The organism is Chryseobacterium angstadtii, assembly GCF_001045465.1.
In the GTDB taxonomy this organism is placed as follows: domain Bacteria; phylum Bacteroidota; class Bacteroidia; order Flavobacteriales; family Weeksellaceae; genus Chryseobacterium; species Chryseobacterium angstadtii.
This window is the reverse complement of record NZ_LFND01000002.1, coordinates 480851-498826: the sequence shown is the minus strand read 5'-3', so window position 1 is coordinate 498826 and position 17976 is coordinate 480851. Positions and strand designations below refer to the sequence as shown.

Below are 17976 nucleotides of genomic sequence, written 5' to 3'. Positions count from 1 at the left end.
TCATTATTTTTCACTCTTCACTTTTCATTTTTCATTCAAAAATAATCTGAAAGTTGGTAGTGTTTTCCCCGGAAGAAACATGGATTTGTGCATGGTGAAGATCAACAATCTTTTGGGTAAGATACAGACCTATTCCGTATCCTTTTTGATCAAAGGAATTTTCGGCTCTGTAGAAAGGTTTGAATATATGATGAAGGTCTTTTTCCGAAACAGGGATTCCTTTGTTGGTAAATTCAATGGAAAGACGTTCGGAGATTAGAGAGGCATTCACCAAACAAGTGTTATCTGATGCATATTTACAGGTATTATCTATCAGATTGTTGAAGGCCACCATAAGAAGATAAGGATTTCCTCTGTGTAAAAGCTGAGACTCCTCAATTTCAAGATCTACATTGAGCTGGATTTTGTATTGAGGATTTTCTTTTCTGATTTTAGCATAAGAATCCATCAGGATTTCATCTATCCGGACCTCAGAAAAACTTATTTCCGTAGGATCATAGCTGGCTTTGGCAAGATCCATCAGACTTCCGGAAAGCCTGCTCATATTTTTTACATCAGCTAATGCATTCAGAATAATGGTCTGATATTCATTCTGAGTATAATTTTTTTGCAGAGCAAGTTCCAGTTCAGCCGTCATAGAGGCCAGCGGCGTATTCAGCTCATGCGAAATATTGGAAACAAAATGTTTTTGGGTGGTAAATGAATGCTCAAGCCTTTCCAGCATCTGGTTAAAATTCTTTTCCAGTTCATGAAATTCTCCTTTTTCTTCAGATTCATCAAGTCTGAGCTGTAATTTTCCTGCATTAATTCTTTTGATCTGCTCTACCATTCTCACCGCAGGACTCAGTGCTTTTTTCGAAAGGAAAAGACCGGCCAGATAAATAAGGACCAGAATAATGATAAACGAAATAATGCTGATGGTCAATAAATGATTAATTGAATTATATCCGTACTGGTCATAAGCTGCGGCTGTAACAGCATACTGTTTTCCGTTATGAGAATACACAATTCCTGTCACCTGAAAATCATCCAGAAAAAAGAAGAGCTGCTTTTTTTTAAAGATCTTTGAAAGCATCTCGGAATTTTCTTTCACATAATCCACTTTGGAATCATCATGATAAACAAGATTAAATCCGGAATCATAAATAGCCACCTGAACCTCGCTTAATGTTTGTGTATTGGTTTTGTAAAGCCGATGCATTTCCTTTTCGGTTAATGCACCTTCGAAAAAAAGATTGGCTTTGGCAACAGCTTCACTTTTAAGTTCAGTATAAAACGAAATTTCCCTGGCTTCTTTTGAGGAATAATAGATGGCAACCGCATAAAAACTAATAAGCATAGCAGTCACGAGGGTAAACAGTAAAGTAAGCCTGGTTCTAACTTTCATCCTTGTTTTTTATGGGTTGGAACTGTTTTCGTAATCCTTTTTTAAAATAAAACCCATCCCGGATTTTGTATGGATAAGCTTGGTTTCAAAATCACGGTCTATTTTTTTCCGGATATAATTAATATACACATCAATGAAGTTCGTACCCGTATCAAAATGAGTTTCCCACACATTTTCTGCAATTTCATGGCGGGAAAGTACCCTTTCAGGATTTTCAAGCAGAAACTTCATAAGGTTGAATTCTTTTGGGGTAAGTTTGATCAGATTTCCGGAACGGGAGACGGTTTTCAGTTTCAGATCCATCTCAATGTCTTCATAACGCAGTATTGATGGTGCTTCCGGACGATACGAAGAATATCTTTTAAGCAAAACCTTAATTCTCGCGATCAGTTCCCGCATTTCAAAAGGTTTCGTGAGATAATCATCAGCTCCGGAATCAAAGCCTTCCAGCTTATCATCGGTAGTTCCCAGTGCTGTCAGCATAATGACCGGAATCTCAGGTTTGAGGATTTTGATCTCTTTGCAGAATTCCAGCCCGTTTTTCACCGGAAGGATAATATCTGTAATGATGAGGTCGAAATTCAGTAATCCGGTAAGTTTTAAGGCCGTCTCACCGTCGGCAGCAGTGTTTACTTCCATGTCATTTTCCATCAGTCCCCTCGCAATGAGCTGCGAAAGTCTTTTATCATCTTCAACTAACAGAATGTGAGGCATAGAAGTTGGGTTTTATTGCTGTTCTGCAAAGGTAGTAAGTATTTTCCTATTCATATAAGGAATGCAATTTGTAAATTTGGATGCTTAATGATAAACGAATTATGATTAAAATAAAAAGCAGTCTGTTTTTGAACACCGGAAAAATTTTTACCTTTATTATTTTATTTGTTGTGCTACTTTTGGTTCAGAACTGTACTTCTCAACCTGGAGCCACATCATTAAAAAATGGTGACCTGCTTTTTGTTACTGCAAAAGAAACAGGGCTTTCCGGAGCGATTAATAATGTAACCCAAAAACAGAAAGAAGCTTCATTTGATCATATCGGAATTACAGAGAAGCAGGGCAGTCACTGGTATGTATTGCATGCTGCACCCAAAGGAGGTTCCCAAAAACAGGAGCTTGCTTCCTTTCTTAAAGATCAGTCTGATGACGGGCAGAAAGTAATCATTTACCGACTGAAGCCTGAATATCAGAAATCCATTCCACAGGCACTCAAAAAAGCAGAATCCATGCTTGGAAAGCCTTATAACTTCAATTATATTTTAGATGAAAATTCTTACTATTGCTCAGATTATATAGAAAGGTCATTCCGGGAAAGCAGTATCTTTAAACTGGAACCTATGACGTTTGTTGATCCAAAAACAGGAAAAACCAACGAATTCTGGACGGAGTTTTATAAAAAGAAAAATCTGCCAGTTCCGGAAGGTGAACCCGGATGTAACCCCAATGGACTGGCTGCTTCGGACAAACTGGAAAGAGTAGGAGAGTTGTAAATCATATTTCAGAAATAATAATACCCTTAAAGATGTGGATAATCTTTAGGGGTGTTTTTTTATATGTATCCTATGTTTAATCTGTTAAGGTTTCATCCTTGTCAAGGTTCAAAACCTTGACAAGGATTTGCAACGATAGCTATAGTTCTTAATTTTCTTTTCTCAGCTGCATGGGTATATTAATTACCTAAACCAAATTCAAGGAAGAAAAAAATAAATGTTAAAATTAAAAATTATTAGTCTACTAATTTGGTGGACTAATAATTTTTTATATTTTTGTCAAAGATTTAACGCAAGAAAGCAACCATGATCTAGAAAATGTTTAACCAAAAAATTGTTTAGTGATGATTACACCCAATCCTACACTGCAGATAATACCTAATAACACAATTAATCTGCACAAAAAAGAACTGATACTGGAAATAGATTTGAATGGCAAAATGAAATTTGAGCATTTAATGAATACCATTTACAATCAGTTTGGGATCTGTCACAGAGTGTTGTCTGCTAATGTGGAATATGTAAATGGAAACAGTTTTGGTTCGGTACAGTTATACATTAATGTCACTTCAGAAGATTACCAACAGCTGGAATTCTATCTGAATAAAAATAAACTTTTAAGTACCACGGTGGAGTATAACTGCCGGAAGTATTTTTAGGTGAGATTCATATAGTTTAATTACAGAAAGTATCCGATTTCCGGGTGCTTTTTTTATGTTTTATACAAATAACCCTGTTACATTTTCTTAATTTCTCTTTCCGATTCAAAAAAACACTATTTTTAAAGAAGAAAAAACGAGAAAATATGACCATAGTTATTATTGCTTTAATTGCAGCATGTATTTTTTACGGGATATCCATTTATAACCGTCTTGTAAAACTGAAAAATTTAGTTCAGGAGGCTTGGAGCAGTATTGATGTAATGCTCAAAAAAAGACATGATCTTATTCCCAATCTTGTGGAAACGGTAAAAGGCTACGCAACGCATGAGCGTGAAACCCTGGACAGTGTTATCAGAGCAAGAACTCAGGCTGTAGGGGCGGATTCTGTTCAGGCCAAAGAAGCGGCAGAGAAAAATCTGAATCAGGCTATGATGAATCTTTTTGCGGTAGCTGAGCAGTATCCGGATCTGAAAGCTAATGCCAACTTTCAACAGTTGCAGAGTGAGCTTACTTCCATAGAAAATGATGTGGAAAAGTCCAGAAGATATTATAACGGTACCGTTCGTGAGAACAATACCCTGATTGAATCTTTCCCAAGTAACATCGTTGCCAACATGTACAAGTTTGAAAAATCACCTTTCTTCGAACTTGAAAATATAGCTGACAGAGAAGTTCCAACCGTAAAATTCTAAGGAATGAAAAAGTGGCTGCTTTTTTTCTTTCTTCAGCTTTTTTGTATGGCTTTTGCCCAGAATGAAGGGGCAGAAGAGTCATTCACTATCGAAAATGAAAAAATCATTTCCTTTCATTCGGATATTGAAGTGGATAAAAATTCCGGGATTACCGTTACAGAGCATATCAAGGTATACAGTCTGGGCGAAAACATCAAGAGGGGAATTTTCCGGGCTCTCCCTTTGTCCAGAGATCTGAACCATAAAACGCAGAAAGTAAGGTATGATATTCTTTCCGTAAAAAAGAACGGAGAAGATGAAGATTATCACGAAAAAACAGAAGACGGATACCTTAAAATATATGCAGGAAACAAAGATGTGATCCTGAATCCCGGAACCTATGATTATGAAATAAAATATAAAACAGGAAACCAGATCGGGTTCTTTGACAAGTATGATGAATTTTACTGGAATGTAAACGGAACTTACTGGGATTTTGACGTAGATACCATTTCTGCAAGAGTAACTCTTCCCGCAGGTGCCGGAATTATTCAAAATTCATGCTATACAGGAGCTTATGGCAGCACCAACCAGAACTGTACGGTAAAAGTGCTTTCAGATCATTCGGTTGAATGGAGTGCTTCGGGGCTTAAACCTAATGAAGGCCTTACGATTGCTGTAGGTTTTCAAAAGGGAGTTATGGTACCTCCGCCACCGCCAACTTTTTCAGAAAAGTACGGGATTCTGATCAGTGTGTGCATTATATTATTGGGACTGATCACGTATCTCTATTCTACATGGAGAAAATACGGCATAGATCCGGAGACTCCAACGGTTTATCCGCAGTTCAATGCTCCGGAAAATCTTTCACCCGCTTCCCTAGGCTATATCAATTCTGAAAGTTTTAAAAATAAATACCTGACGGCTTCCATTGTTAACCTCGCTGTAAAAGGCTATGTGAAAATCATAGAAAGTGAGGATTCCGGTGTGCTGGGATTTTTCAGTACCAAAGTTTTTATTCTGAAAAAACTGAAACCGGCAGATGAAACTTTGTCAAAAGAAGAGATCAATCTTATGAACAGCCTGTTTTCTAAGGATGAAGATTCTGTTAAATTTGACGGGAAATACAATTCAAAAATTGAAAAAGCAGTTCAGAGTTTCAAAGGAGCTTTAAGTTTTCAGCATGATAACTTTTTAAACGAAGGAAACAATACGAAGAAACTTGTTTTACCCTGGCTGATCATTACCCTTGTATATGGATTAGGCTTATTTGTAAGTTATAATCTGCTTCCTGAATTTGAAAGAGTATTTGTCGGAGGTCTTTTATATATTATTCTTTTTCTCGCATTTGTTTTAATAACATTTCTTTTTAAAAATGTTTCCTGGAAAATTTTGATTCCGCTTTCCATCTTTGTAGTGATCGGATTGGGAGGAATCATAGTTGCCAATGGAGATAATGTTGAAACAATCAATTTCAGCGCGTGCTATATTTTTTATGTGCTGGCATTTTTAATAATGGTAATTTATCAATACTTAATCAAGCAGCCGACAAAAGAAAAACTGAGAAAAAAATCACTGATAGACGGTTTCAAAATGTATATGGGAGCCGCCGAAAACGAACAGCTGAAGTTTCACAATCCTCCTCAGATGACTCCGCAGGTTTTCGAAACATTACTTCCTTTCGCAATGGTCATGGGAGTAGATCAGATCTGGGGTGAGAAATTTGATAATTTGCTGAAAAAAACAGCCACAGAATATAACAGCAGCTGGTATTATGGCGGACCAATAAATCATTATGCATTCGCCAGTACATTGAATTCAAGCCTTACCCAATCCATACAGTCTGCATCTACGCAGCCTTCCAGCTCCAGCAGTGGTTCCGGAGGCGGCGGATTCTCCGGCGGTGGAGGTGGCGGAGGCGGTGGTGGTGGCTGGTAGCCCTGTTCACACTGAAAAAACAAAAGCGTTCAAAACTTAATTTGAACGCTTTTTTATGGAAATAAATTCTGTTTCTAGATTCTTTCAATGTCAGCACCAATTGCCTTCAGTCTTCCGTCAATATTTTCGTAACCTCTGTCGATTTGCTCAATATTGTGGATGATGGATTTTCCTTCTGCAGAAAGAGCAGCAATAAGAAGAGCGTTTCCGGCTCTGATATCCGGGGAAACCATAGTGGTTCCTCTTAACGGAGTTTCCTGGTTCATTCCTATTACCGTAGCTCTGTGCGGATCGCAAAGAATAATTTGCGCACCCATATCGATCAGTTTATCTACAAAGAATAATCTGGATTCAAACATTTTCTGATGAACCAAAAGACTTCCTTTTGCCTGAGTAGCCACTACCAGAATAATGGATAATAAATCCGGTGTGAATCCCGGCCATGGAGCATCTGAAATGGTAAGAATAGATCCGTCGATAAATTTCTGGATCTTATAGTTTTCCTGAGCAGGAATAAAAATATCATCATTGCTCTGCTCCAGTTCAATTCCTAATTTTCTGAAAGTATTGGGAATAACACCCAGCTGGTTCCAGTTTACATTTTTGATGGTGATCTCAGATTTAGTCATGGCAGCAAGACCAATCCATGATCCGATCTCCACCATATCCGGAAGCATTGTATGTTCTGTACCGCGTAGATAATCTACCCCTTCAATTGTAAGAAGGTTGGAACCTATTCCTGAAATATTGGCTCCCATTCTGTTCAGCATTTTACAAAGCTGCTGAAGGTAAGGTTCGCATGCAGCGTTATAAATTCTTGTTTTTCCTTTGGCAAGGGCAGCAGCCATCACGATGTTTGCGGTTCCTGTTACAGAAGCTTCTTCAAGGAGAATGAATTTTCCTCTCAGTTCTTTGGCTTTTAATGAATAGAAATACTCATCTTCATCATAATTGAATTCGGCACCAAGCTCTACAAGCCCCTGAAAGTGGGTGTCCAGTCTTCTTCTTCCGATCTTGTCACCTCCCGGCGTTGGCATATAAGCCTCACCATAGCGGGCAAGCATAGGACCCATAAGCATAATGGAACCTCTCAGTTTAGCCCCGTCTTTTTTGAATTCGTTAGATTTTATATAATCAAAATTAACCTGATCTGCTTTGAATGTAAAATCACCCTGACCGTTCTTGGTTACTTTCACGCCGAAATCACCAAGAATTTCAATCAGCCTGTTGACATCATGAATATCCGGAATATTTTTAATTCTTACTTCCTCATCAGTTAACAAAACGGCACACAAAATTTGTAAAGCTTCATTTTTAGCCCCTTGTGGAGTGATTTCCCCATGCAGTCTTTTTCCTCCTCTTATCTGAAATGTTCCACTCATTATTTTCTGTTTTTATGGTTGTTGTTGTGCCTTCTTTTGTTGGTCTGGTTATTCTTGTTGTTATTATTACTGTTGTTATTTCTTCCGCTGTTGTTATTATTGCGGTTGTTGTTATTGCCGGTGTAGTAAATCTTACTTTTTTCAAGAGATTCTATTCCAGTAAGATCCAGCCTGTTTTCAGACAGTTCTTTCAGGTGACGGAAAATCACATCATCTGTTACATGTTCCTTATTATATACATTGTACGACTTCTTCATATTGTTCGCAATTACCTCAATCAGTGCTTCTTTTTCGTCGCCCGGTTCCAGTTCTATTGCTTTTTCAATCAGTTGAAGAATACTTTTTCCGTAGAATTTGAAATCTCCCTGAAGTTTAGGATACTCCATTTTTTTAGGCTTTTCTGCCAGTTGTTCTCTGGTTGGAAAAGGATAGGGTGAGTCTACATCCAGATCATATTCAGATAAAATATAAAGATGATCCCAAAGTTTATGTTTATAATTTTCTTCGTCCCGAAGTTGAGGGTTTCTCTGACCCATAAAATCAATAATGGCCATAGCCATTTCGCTCCTTTCCTCTTTGGTAGCGAGCTCTTTGCAGCGTTCAACCAGCTGTTGTATGATTCTGCCGTATTCCGGCATATGAAGCTGAGTTTTTTGGGTATTGTATTCCATAGTATGCAAATATATGGATTAAAAGAAAAATTGTTTTGAAAATATTAAAAGTTTATGATTTTTTAATGAAAATTTTATGCAGTCTTTTCCATAGATCTTTTGTGGAAAATTAAAATATTTCACGTTTTTTAGACTTTGTTTTAATAAAATTGTAATTTAGTTAATGAATTAATAATTAATATTTTAGTATGAAAAAAACACATTTCTTAGTTTCAATGCTGGCTTTAGTCATTTTTAGCGGCTGCCGCAGTAATGATGAAAACGATAATGAAACTCCTCGCCAGCAGGAAGTTCACAACAAAACGGTAAATGTTACCAATCATGACGGCCGCCCTTTCAGTACCGGAAACGGAAGTGGATCCGTAGCCGGGAAATTTGTAGCCGGTCCCGGAGGTAGTGTTCTTATGCAGGGGTTTTATTGGGATGTTCCTGAAGGAGGTACATGGTGGAATACGGTGAAAGATAAACTGACGGCGTGGTCCGATTCAGGAATTGGGGCTGTATGGCTTCCTCCCGCATCAAAAGCTCAGAACGGAGCTTATTCTATGGGATATGATCCTACAGATTATTATGATTTCGGAAATTTTAATCAGAATGGAAGTATAGAAACCCGTTTTGGATCCAGAACAGAACTGGAAGCTTTAATCACCAAAGCTCACACCGAAAATATGCAGGTGTATGCCGATATTGTTATCAATCATAACAGTGGCGGACAGTCTCAGGCTAATCCTTTTACAGGAACCAATACCTGGACTGATTTTTCAGGAGTAGCCTCCGGCAAATTCCAGCGAAGTTATAATGACTTTTATAAAAATTCTTACGGAAATAATGATGAAGGAGCATTCGGAGGATTTCCGGATCTCTGCCATGCTAATCCTTATGTACAGGACTGGTTATGGGGAAGAGATGATTCTGTAGGAAAATATTATAAAAACGTCATGAAATTCGACGGTTGGAGGTTTGATTATGTAAAAGGTTTCGGACCCTGGGTCGTGAATTCATGGAATTCCAATGTAGGAGGATTTTCCGTGGGGGAACTTTGGGATTCCAACGTGAATACCTTAGAATGGTGGGCTAATAATGCCAACAGCTCCGTGTTTGATTTTGCAGCCTATTATAAAATGGATGAAGCTTTTGATAACGGAAACCTCAATGCCCTGAACGACGATATGATGTGGAAAAGAAATCCTTATAAAGCAGTAACTTTTGTTGCTAACCATGATACGGATGTGATCTACAACAAAATGCCGGCCTATGCCTATATTTTAACTCATGAAGGTTACCCAACCATTTTCTACCGTGATTATGAAGAATGGCTGAACAAAGAAAGACTGAACAATCTGATCTGGATTCATAACAATAAGGCCACCGGAACCACTTCAATCCTGTACACAGATAATGATGAATATATTGCAAGACGTAACGGCTACAACGGAAATCCGGGACTTGTTGTTTATATCAATACTTCATCAAACTGGCAGGAAAGATGGGTTGAAACCAATTGGAGCAGTAAGCAGATCAAAGATTTTACAGGCGGTTCAAGCTGGTATCCTACAACACAGGGAGATAAATGGGTGAAAATCCAGTGCCCGCCAAACAGCTACTCAATATGGTCATTGAACCAATAAAATTGATAATAATGTAAAAAAGAAGCAAGGATCAATCGTCCTTGCTTTTTATTTATGATAGATAAGGTATTCAATAGGAACCGGCTTCAGCCCGTTTATCTAAATTAAAAATTCAGACCTCAATAAATTTCTTCTTTTGCTCCCGATCCGGAAGAAAACACTTCTGATTGGCCAGTTTCATTCTGTTTCTTGAAACAAGATCATACACCTGGTCACTTAAAAAGGCAGGGAATATTTTTCCTGCCGCGGACAGTTTGTAAACACCACCCAGTATATTGGCGATCTGTAGCACCGCGCGGGATTTTACATAATAATATTGTCCCGGTCTCCATAGGTACAGGGTATTGAAAACTTTTGTTTCCAGGCCTCTTTCGGATAAAAATTTCTGTCCGAAATCAGACTGAAGGGAAGCAAACAGAAACCGGTCATTCTTATCCCGTTCCAGAATCCATTGTACCCAGAAATTGCAGACGCCGCATTCACCGTCAAAAAATACAATATGCTTATTTTCCCAGTTCTCCTGCATCATGTTGGTTTTTAAAATGACATTTTCCTTTCGGTATCTTCTTTTTCTTTTTTGAAATACTGAACCAATTCTTTGCACTGCGCGGAAGTAAGCTTGGCAGCCTGATGCCCTACATAATAAGATTCCAGAGGCATTTCCTCTTTTTCAATCATTTCTATACATTCTTCCAGCTTATGAGCCTGTCTCTTCGGTTCGTATACAGCAAAGGTAGAGAAATTAAGATGCTTTCTGCCTTCATCTATATGATTTTTAACAAACCAGGAAGCGGGTGAAATACTGGAATACCACGGATATCGGGTCTCATTGGAATGGCAGTCATAACATGAGGTTTTGATGATCTTGGCAATAGGTTCCGGGGTATTTTTAATCTTCAGAAAATCCATCCCGGGAGTTGGGGGAGGATTGGTTTTATCGATGGGGAAAAACTGTATAATGATAAAAGCAACAAGAAGAATAACCACTATTTTTTTCATATCAATTTTCTAAGGTAATTATAAAAATAATCAAATTTTATCAAATAGAATGAGCTGATTATCAAATTGTATGATGCTCATTTGAATCATTCTAAATATGACGCTTTGTCTTTGCTTTTTATATAGATGTTCTCGATTTTTTCCTAACTTAATTGCATTATTAAGTCCTTTACTCACATGCTGTCGATGAATTTGTAAAATCAAACGAGTTATAGTTTTTAACTATTGTTTTAATTAAAATTAATAGATTGTATTTATTTAATAAGCTTTGTAAGTTTGTCATGTATTTAAAACAAACTGTATTAATCAACATAAATATAAACGACAATGGAAAATGATTTGAATGACATCAGTAAATGCCCGTTTCATAACGGAACAATGAAAAAAGATGCCGTAGCAGGCGGAGGAACCAAGAATCTGGATTGGTGGCCGGAACAGCTGAGAGTAGATATCCTGCGCCAGCATTCATCACTTTCAGATCCTATGGATAAAGATTTTGATTATGCTGAGGCATTTAAAAGTCTGGACCTTGAAGCGGTAAAAAAAGACCTGCATGCATTGATGACAGATTCCCAGGATTGGTGGCCTGCCGACTTTGGCCATTATGGTCCTCTTTTTATCAGAATGGCGTGGCACAGTGCCGGAACCTATCGTGTAGGAGACGGAAGAGGTGGAGCAGGTGCGGGACAGCAACGCTTTGCACCATTAAACAGTTGGCCGGATAATGTAAGTTTAGATAAAGCCAGAAGATTATTATGGCCTATCAAACAGAAATATGGAAATAAAATCTCCTGGGCCGACCTTTTGATCCTTACCGGAAATATTGCCCTTGAATCTATGGGCTTTAAAACATTCGGTTTTGCAGGAGGGCGTGAAGATGTCTGGGAACCCGATATGGATGTTTACTGGGGTTCTGAAAAAACATGGCTGGGGGGCGATTTACGTTATGCTCACGGTTCAGAAGGAGTGGCTGAAAAGCACGGCGTACTTCCTGTAGATGACAATGCAGACGGAGATATTCACTCCAGAGACCTTGAAAAACCTCTTGCTGCCGTACAAATGGGACTTATATACGTAAATCCTGAAGGTCCGGATGGTAATCCTGATCCTATTGCTGCGGCTAAAGATATCCGCGATACTTTTGGACGTATGGCAATGAATGATGAAGAAACGGTAGCTTTAATTGCGGGAGGACATACTTTCGGTAAAACCCACGGTGCAGGACCTGCTGATCACGTAGGAAAAGAGCCTGAAGCAGCCGGAATAGAACTTCAGGGACTAGGATGGAGTAGTAATTATAAATCAGGGAAAGGTACTGATGCAATTTCCAGCGGTCTGGAAGTAACCTGGACAGAAACTCCTACCGAATGGAGCAACTATTTCTTTAAGAACCTGTTTGAAAACGAATGGGAGCTTACGAAAAGCCCTGCCGGAGCTCATCAGTGGGTAGCCAAAAACGGTGCTGAAATCATTCCTGATGCATTCGATCCTACCAAAAAACACAGACCTACAATGTTAACTACAGATCTTTCTTTACGATTGGATCCTGTATACGAGAAAATATCAAGACATTTTTATGAGAACCCTGAAGCCTTTGCTGATGCCTTTTCAAGAGCATGGTTTAAACTTACTCACAGGGATATGGGGCCTAAAGCAAGATATTTAGGACCGGATGTGCCTCAGGAAGAACTGATCTGGCAGGATCCTATTCCTGAAGTGAATCATGAGCTGGTGAATGATGCAGATGTTGACGGATTGAAAGAAAAGATAGCTAACTCCGGACTGAGTATTTCCGAACTGGTATCTACGGCCTGGGCTTCTGCTTCTACATTTAGAGGAAGTGATAAGCGTGGTGGTGCCAATGGAGCGAGAATCAGACTGGCTCCGCAAAAATACTGGGCTGTCAACAACCCTACACAACTTCAGAAAGTTTTGGACGGACTGGAAGGAATCAGAAAAGATTTTAATGATTCTCAAAGCAATGGAAAACAAATCTCAATAGCGGATATAATTGTTCTTGCCGGAAATGTAGGGGTCGAAAAAGCAGCAAATGCAGCCGGACATAATCTTAAAGTGCCATTTGCACCCGGAAGAATGGATGCTTCACAGGAACAGACGGACGTAGAATCTATGGGATATATGGAGCCTGCCGCAGACGGATTTAGAAATTATCAAAAAAGAAAGTTCAGTGTATCTACGGAATCTTTACTGATTGATAAAGCACAGCTTTTAACGCTTACCGCTCCCGAACTAACTGTTCTGATAGGTGGAATGCGTGCGCTAAACACTAATTTCGACGGATCTGCACATGGTGTATTTACGAATCGTCCGGGAGTGCTTACTAATGATTTCTTTGTTAATCTTTTGGATATGAATACCCAATGGAAGTCGGTTTCACCGGATAATCAATTGTACGAAGGAAGCAACCGCTCAACAGGCGAAAAGAAATGGACGGCTACCCGTGCTGATCTTGTTTTTGGCTCCAATTCTGAATTGAGAGCAATTGCTGAGGTGTATGCAAGCAGTGATGCTCAGGAAAAATTTGTAAAGGATTTTATAAGGGTTTGGACTAAGATCATGAACTTAGACAGATTTGATCTGAAATAAAAAGGTTATAAAAATATCCGATAAAATAAATAACAGTCCCGGCCATTTGGCCGGGACTGTTTTGCTTAAAAGTCATTGATAGGGAAAAGCAGATAGGTGCCGATTCTGGGGATGTACAGAATTTGAAAAGTGTATAGCCAACATATCGACACTGCTTTTAGAGAAAACTTTTTCAGACCTTTAAACTAAAAAAATAAACAAGAATAAAATAAACTTATAAAAAGAGGGAAAATACACTTGGTATCTTCTCCGGTATCTAATTGTTTTGAAAATGTTTTTTCCATTTAGTGACACTGTTTCTGCTTATTTTGAAATGATTGGCCAGCTGACTGTTATTAAGCTGGTGGCACTTCTGATAATCCAATATTTCCATAATTGAAATTCTATCGTAGGAACGGTGCTTCTGATTAAGACTGAAATCTTTTTTGTCATCCTGTGGGAAAATAATCTTGTTGAGAAGAAGTACATCTTTTACCATAAGCTCTGTTTTAGATAGAATATGTTCGCAGGAATTTTGCTTCTCAGGAAATTTCAGGCTCAGAAGATCAGTGTATATTCTTTTATAATCCGGTTTTTTTAAATTTTCCATATGTTTTTGTGATATTAACATTAATTACCATATTGTCCTTAAACAGGACAACAAGAAAAGTTTTTTTTCCCAGAAAGTTTTTGTTGATAAGGTAGATCCAGAGATCATCCGGGTAAAAATTAAATTCATCTCCGAATCTTAGAATCAGTTCTTTTTTGGTTAGTCCTATCAACTCTGAGTGTGGGTTGTTCTTTTTCATCATTTGTGTATTAATCATTCATTGTAGAGACTATTTGTTTTTATATTTTTTAATCCATTTATATAAGGTTGTCTTAGGGATTCTGTACTCTTCAATAATCTGGGCCCGTGTTTTTTTATCCTGTTCCAGTAATTCAAGGATAAAATTGATAATCTCAATGGTATAAACATTTTTTCTAAACTCAGGGAGATGAGATTTTTTTTTCTCCTTGATATGAGAGCTCGGGGGAGCATATAAGATCAAATGATGTGAGTAAATTCTGAAAAAATCATATTCCAGAAGCTTACTCCAACGAAGAAGAGCTTCAGTCTGAATGTTTTCAGATTCATACATTTTTTTTATTTCCTCTTCAGTACATGTGAAGAAATTGCAGATTCGGGTCATTTCAATACCCAGTTCCGTAACCTTTTGTTTGATCAGTGATCCTATTTTTATTTCCTTAAAATTATGTACCAAAATAGATTATAGGTTTTTATTGTTTTGCGGTTTAAAAACCTTTAACTAAGCGTAAGAGTAGAACTAAACAGGGAAATAGGTGTGCTTAGCTAAAGGTGAATATTGATAGTAAATAAATAATATGTTTTAAATGACTATGTCATTTGTGAATCTGGAATGATGAGATGTGTTTGGATATGTCAAAATAACTTGGTTAATAATGTCCTGTACACTGTCTTAAAACATTCTCATCATCGGGTATCTGTATTTTTATTTCAGGAAAATACTTTCAGAACAAGGTTAATTGAAATGTCCTTATTCCCACCTGAGCGCTTGTCATCTGAAATAGATGTTGATACAGTGATCTGCATTGGTAAAATAAATTTTCATACGTTAAAAAGGTTTTTTTATATGGGTTTTGATTGAATCTGAAAATTTGTGTTTTTGAACTAGATTCTTTGGCAAAATTAGTTTTCTGAAGCATAAAATGTGTAATGTTGGTGTTAACTGATTGTTAGTGATATATGTTTTTGTGAAAAAAAATGTTAAAATTGAATGTATTAAATATTTGATTATTAAATACTTATAATGTTTTTTAGTGTTAATTTTTTATAAATAAAATGTCACGCATAAGAGAATGGTAATTCGGCGCTATTTTTGAAAGAGCAATTATATATTAGTTAATATTATTTAATTATGATGCGAAAAAAAAATATTTATATGAATATTATTGTTGTTTGATTGGAAATAATATGAAAAAAATGAATTGATGAAAAAAGATGTTATTAAAATTTTAGCTGTTTTACTCTTAATATTAAATATTATTTCTTGTAGCAGTTCGACTAAAGATGAGGCCAATCACTACTTTGATAAAATTGGTCATGAGGCTGCTGCAGTAAGGCATCGGCCTGAAAAAATTATTGCTTTAAAGAACAGAGAATTAGAAAAGAACAGAGAAACTAATGATCGTAAATTTCTGATAAGCAGTAAGTATGTAGAACTTTTTAATGATGCTGACAGTAAAGATGATGAACTTTTAATCAAAACAATCCCAGTTGTTTATGAATTACTGATTTTGAATAATAATGAATATGATTATATCAGCATTGCCTGTAATTTCAATTTGGCTCATCAGTTCGAACACAGATCTCCCAAACTGTCGATGCAGTTTCTTAATGAAGCTATTAAATTAGATGATAAAGATGGTCAGAAATATTTTCTGCCTCACCTTTATCACCTGAAGGGAAGGATTTATTACAATGAAAAACAATATAAACAAGCCCTTTTTTACTTTAATAAATGCTTGCAAAATCTCCCTAAAGACCGTAAAAACCTTCTTTATATTGCTTCCATGCATAATAACTTTGGTCTTTCATATGAAAAAATGGGAAACCTTAATCTTGCAACTGAAGAAACGAAAAAAGCAATTGTGATACTAGAGCAGATAAAAGATATGACTGCGGAAGAGGAAGACTTCTTTGTAAGTGTAAAAGGAAATCTAGGGTTTTATTATTATCAGAGTAAGAAATATGCTGAGGCAGAGTTGCTTATGAAGGAGGAAATGAATTATTATAAAGGGAAAGTAGAGTTTTATCATTTGGCTGTGATGAATATGGAAAGGCAGTTTGATCTTTATAACGAAACTAATGAGAATGATAAAATGAAAGAAATGATTAATTATGGACTGTTTCTGGAAGGTAAAACAACTGATATTCAAGATAAAATTCAGATTAATGAGATGCTTCAATCCTATGAATTGAAAATGAATAATAATACAGGGGTGAAGGGGTTATGTAAAAAATTGAAATTATTACGAGACCAGAGTAATGAGAAAACAAATGATAAGCTGATGTACATTTCTGATACCTTAAATAGCTTTATTATCAAAAGCGTTGATCAAGAAGCATAAAGAAAAAATAGCCAGCCAGAAATTAAAAAACACATTAATGCTTATCGCGGTGTGTGTCGTAGTTTTCATTTTTGGAATTATCATTTGTATTATAAAGAATATCAGTAAAAAAGAGAAGGAGATTGTAGAGAAAGAGAAGATTATCCTGACAAAAAATAAGAAGATTCTGGAACAGGATTTAAAGCGTCAGGAAGAAAAGATTACCAATCTGCATCTTAATCTTAATCTGAAAATAGAAACCGAAAAAACCTTTCTGGAAAATATCAGGAAGATGAAAAAATCTAAGAATATTGATGCAGAACAGATGATTACTGATCTTTTTCTTAAAATCAATAATCTGATCCAGATTGATAAGAAGAATTATGACCTTATTAATGAAAGTTCTCTGGAGAATAGACAGTTTATTCAAAAGCTCTCTGAAAGATTTCCTTCTTTAACCAATAATGAGCTGAAGTTTTGTGTTTATTATAAGCTTGAGTTGTCGTCCAAAGAAATTTCGTTGTTGGAAAATATTACGGAGGGTAGTGCAAGGGTGTATAAAACGAAAATAAAAACCAAGATGGATATAGGGAAAGAATCAGATTTGAATACGTATTTAAAAAATATTTAAATCAGATGTCAATGATTAAAATTCTTAATTTCTAAACTTCCTGTTAGTTGTTTTTGTCTATAATCTGTAAAATCTTTTCTATTTTTTGAATCGTTTTGCAATGAAAGCGTGTTTAATTTAAAATATTGAATTTAAATTATAATAAACTGGTTTGTTGGTTGTTATGAATTTATTGTTAACTATTTTTTAACGTGTTATTCATTTGTAGTTAACAATAAGTAGCGCTTCGGATGATGTTTTTTATGGCTGCATAATATAGTTTTGTCTTAATTATTTCGAAAAATAAAACACAACACAAATGGAAAATTACACGGAAGATGAATTGGAGAAAATTAACAAAAATTGCAGATTAGTAAAAAAGCTGAAAAAATTTGAATTTATTTTTTATGTAGCGCTTATTTCGATAATTATTTATTTGGCGCTGGATAATATTTTTTAGAAATCAATAGAATTTTTTATGACAGGTTGGGAAGCTTAAAAAAATTCTGGAGAGTTAAAAACACATTTGATGAAAAATAAATAACCGCTTGAATTCAAGCGGTTATTTTTTATGTAGACCCACAGGGATTCGAACCCCGACTGACGGTACCAAAAACCGGAGTGCTACCGTTACACTATAGGTCTGCCTTATTTTTTGGTGGTGCAAAATTATAAAAATTATTCAATAGAAAAAATATTTTTTCGAGATCAATATTAAGAAATACCGCGTTTATTTGTAATGGTTTGATTGTTAATTTGATAGGTTGGGCTTTTGTTGATTCAGAAATTATTTAAAACGAGTACTTTTTAAATATCTAAATAA

At 36.4% G+C, this 17976-nt stretch carries 17 protein-coding genes and 1 tRNA gene; 8 read left to right on the top strand and 10 right to left on the bottom strand.

The genetic code is table 11. The annotated features are described in order from the left end of the window. Positions 1-31 precede the first annotated feature (31 nt). On the bottom strand, positions 32-1387 hold the full coding sequence (locus ACM46_RS07610; protein ID WP_048506028.1) for a HAMP domain-containing sensor histidine kinase: 1356 nt from the start codon (positions 1385-1387) through the stop codon (positions 32-34). Positions 1388-1396: 9 nt separating this feature from the next. Further along, complete coding sequence (locus ACM46_RS07605; protein WP_048506027.1) at positions 1397-2101, bottom strand: response regulator transcription factor; 705 nt, start codon at positions 2099-2101, stop codon at positions 1397-1399. Positions 2102-2202: 101 nt separating this feature from the next. Between ACM46_RS07605 and ACM46_RS07600 the strand changes: the two genes are divergently transcribed. From ACM46_RS07600 to ACM46_RS07585, 4 genes are all read left to right on the top strand, one after another. Further along, positions 2203-2874, top strand: coding sequence for a YiiX/YebB-like N1pC/P60 family cysteine hydrolase (locus ACM46_RS07600; RefSeq protein ID WP_083997359.1), 672 nt, complete (start codon positions 2203-2205; stop codon positions 2872-2874). Positions 2875-3218: 344 nt separating this feature from the next. Continuing rightward, positions 3219-3533: an NIL domain-containing protein gene (locus ACM46_RS07595; protein WP_048506026.1), complete on the top strand. Its 315-nt coding sequence runs from the start codon at positions 3219-3221 to the stop codon at positions 3531-3533. A 146-nt stretch (positions 3534-3679) separates the two neighbouring features. Next, entirely contained in the window at positions 3680-4228 is a 549-nt protein-coding gene (locus ACM46_RS07590; RefSeq protein WP_048506025.1) for a LemA family protein, read from the top strand. A gap of 3 nt (positions 4229-4231) precedes the next feature. Further along, a complete protein-coding gene (locus tag ACM46_RS07585; protein WP_053082683.1) occupies positions 4232-6145 on the top strand; it encodes a DUF2207 domain-containing protein in 1914 nt (637 codons plus the stop codon). Between the two features lie 74 nt (positions 6146-6219). Here the strand turns inward: ACM46_RS07585 and murA are convergent, their stop codons facing one another. Both murA and ACM46_RS07575 read right to left on the bottom strand, forming a co-directional pair. Next, positions 6220-7527: a UDP-N-acetylglucosamine 1-carboxyvinyltransferase gene (murA, locus tag ACM46_RS07580; RefSeq protein WP_048506024.1), complete on the bottom strand. Its 1308-nt coding sequence runs from the start codon at positions 7525-7527 to the stop codon at positions 6220-6222. Beyond that, a complete protein-coding gene (locus ACM46_RS07575; RefSeq protein WP_048506023.1) occupies positions 7527-8198 on the bottom strand; it encodes a DUF4290 domain-containing protein in 672 nt (223 codons plus the stop codon). The genes murA and ACM46_RS07575 overlap by 1 nt, the downstream gene beginning before the upstream one ends. Before the next feature lie 188 nt (positions 8199-8386). On the opposite strand from ACM46_RS07575, the gene ACM46_RS07570 reads away from it, so the two are divergent. Continuing rightward, entirely contained in the window at positions 8387-9826 is a 1440-nt protein-coding gene (locus tag ACM46_RS07570) for an alpha-amylase (RefSeq protein WP_048506022.1), read from the top strand. 112 nt (positions 9827-9938) lie between these two features. On the opposite strand, the gene ACM46_RS07565 is transcribed toward ACM46_RS07570, so the two are convergent. Continuing rightward, positions 9939-10352, bottom strand: coding sequence for a thiol-disulfide oxidoreductase DCC family protein (locus ACM46_RS07565; protein WP_048506021.1), 414 nt, complete (start codon positions 10350-10352; stop codon positions 9939-9941). Positions 10353-10363: 11 nt separating this feature from the next. Further along, positions 10364-10825 (bottom strand): heme-binding domain-containing protein, encoded by a 462-nt coding sequence (locus ACM46_RS07560; RefSeq protein WP_048506020.1) that lies wholly within the window; start codon positions 10823-10825, stop codon positions 10364-10366. A gap of 327 nt (positions 10826-11152) precedes the next feature. Between ACM46_RS07560 and katG the strand changes: the two genes are divergently transcribed. After that, on the top strand, positions 11153-13432 hold the full coding sequence (gene katG / locus ACM46_RS07555; protein ID WP_048506019.1) for a catalase/peroxidase HPI: 2280 nt from the start codon (positions 11153-11155) through the stop codon (positions 13430-13432). 256 nt (positions 13433-13688) lie between these two features. Here the strand turns inward: katG and ACM46_RS07550 are convergent, their stop codons facing one another. From ACM46_RS07550 to ACM46_RS07540, 3 genes are read right to left on the bottom strand one after another with little or no spacing between them, the layout of a single operon-like run. Continuing rightward, the gene (locus tag ACM46_RS07550) at positions 13689-14021 is read right to left on the bottom strand and encodes a hypothetical protein (RefSeq protein ID WP_048506018.1); all 333 of its coding nucleotides are present in this window, start codon (positions 14019-14021) and stop codon (positions 13689-13691) included. Next, entirely contained in the window at positions 13993-14238 is a 246-nt protein-coding gene (locus ACM46_RS07545) for a hypothetical protein (protein WP_048506017.1), read from the bottom strand. Before ACM46_RS07545 ends, ACM46_RS07550 begins: the two co-directional genes overlap by 29 nt. Positions 14239-14250: 12 nt before the next feature. Further along, a complete protein-coding gene (locus tag ACM46_RS07540; protein WP_048506016.1) occupies positions 14251-14676 on the bottom strand; it encodes a transposase in 426 nt (141 codons plus the stop codon). 748 nt (positions 14677-15424) lie between these two features. On the opposite strand from ACM46_RS07540, the gene ACM46_RS07535 reads away from it, so the two are divergent. Further along, on the top strand, positions 15425-16564 hold the full coding sequence (locus ACM46_RS07535; protein WP_048506015.1) for a tetratricopeptide repeat protein: 1140 nt from the start codon (positions 15425-15427) through the stop codon (positions 16562-16564). Between the two features lie 37 nt (positions 16565-16601). After that, a complete protein-coding gene (locus tag ACM46_RS07530; RefSeq protein ID WP_131707559.1) occupies positions 16602-17174 on the top strand; it encodes a helix-turn-helix transcriptional regulator in 573 nt (190 codons plus the stop codon). 553 nt (positions 17175-17727) lie between these two features. Here ACM46_RS07530 and ACM46_RS07525 read toward each other — a convergent pair. Beyond that, positions 17728-17798: transfer RNA gene (locus ACM46_RS07525), tRNA-Gln, on the bottom strand. Between the last annotated feature and the right edge of the window lie 178 nt (positions 17799-17976).

Excerpts from the sequence above, each read along its gene's own strand:
- ACM46_RS07535 (WP_048506015.1), top strand. The coding sequence starts at position 15,425 with ATGAAAAAAGATGTTATTAAAATTTTAGCTGTTTTACTCTTAATATTA.
- katG (WP_048506019.1), top strand. The coding sequence starts at position 11,153 with ATGGAAAATGATTTGAATGACATCAGTAAATGCCCGTTTCATAACGGA.
- ACM46_RS07600 (WP_083997359.1), top strand. The coding sequence starts at position 2,203 with ATGATTAAAATAAAAAGCAGTCTGTTTTTGAACACCGGAAAAATTTTT.
- ACM46_RS07595 (WP_048506026.1), top strand. The coding sequence starts at position 3,219 with ATGATTACACCCAATCCTACACTGCAGATAATACCTAATAACACAATT.
- ACM46_RS07545 (WP_048506017.1), bottom strand. The coding sequence starts at position 14,238 with ATGATTAATACACAAATGATGAAAAAGAACAACCCACACTCAGAGTTG.
- ACM46_RS07550 (WP_048506018.1), bottom strand. The coding sequence starts at position 14,021 with ATGGAAAATTTAAAAAAACCGGATTATAAAAGAATATACACTGATCTT.
- ACM46_RS07590 (WP_048506025.1), top strand. The coding sequence starts at position 3,680 with ATGACCATAGTTATTATTGCTTTAATTGCAGCATGTATTTTTTACGGG.
- ACM46_RS07605 (WP_048506027.1), bottom strand. The coding sequence starts at position 2,101 with ATGCCTCACATTCTGTTAGTTGAAGATGATAAAAGACTTTCGCAGCTC.
- ACM46_RS07570 (WP_048506022.1), top strand. The coding sequence starts at position 8,387 with ATGAAAAAAACACATTTCTTAGTTTCAATGCTGGCTTTAGTCATTTTT.
- ACM46_RS07560 (WP_048506020.1), bottom strand. The coding sequence starts at position 10,825 with ATGAAAAAAATAGTGGTTATTCTTCTTGTTGCTTTTATCATTATACAG.
- ACM46_RS07565 (WP_048506021.1), bottom strand. The coding sequence starts at position 10,352 with ATGCAGGAGAACTGGGAAAATAAGCATATTGTATTTTTTGACGGTGAA.
- murA (WP_048506024.1), bottom strand. The coding sequence starts at position 7,527 with ATGAGTGGAACATTTCAGATAAGAGGAGGAAAAAGACTGCATGGGGAA.
- ACM46_RS07610 (WP_048506028.1), bottom strand. The coding sequence starts at position 1,387 with ATGAAAGTTAGAACCAGGCTTACTTTACTGTTTACCCTCGTGACTGCT.
- ACM46_RS07530 (WP_131707559.1), top strand. The coding sequence starts at position 16,602 with ATGCTTATCGCGGTGTGTGTCGTAGTTTTCATTTTTGGAATTATCATT.
- ACM46_RS07585 (WP_053082683.1), top strand. The coding sequence starts at position 4,232 with ATGAAAAAGTGGCTGCTTTTTTTCTTTCTTCAGCTTTTTTGTATGGCT.
- ACM46_RS07575 (WP_048506023.1), bottom strand. The coding sequence starts at position 8,198 with ATGGAATACAATACCCAAAAAACTCAGCTTCATATGCCGGAATACGGC.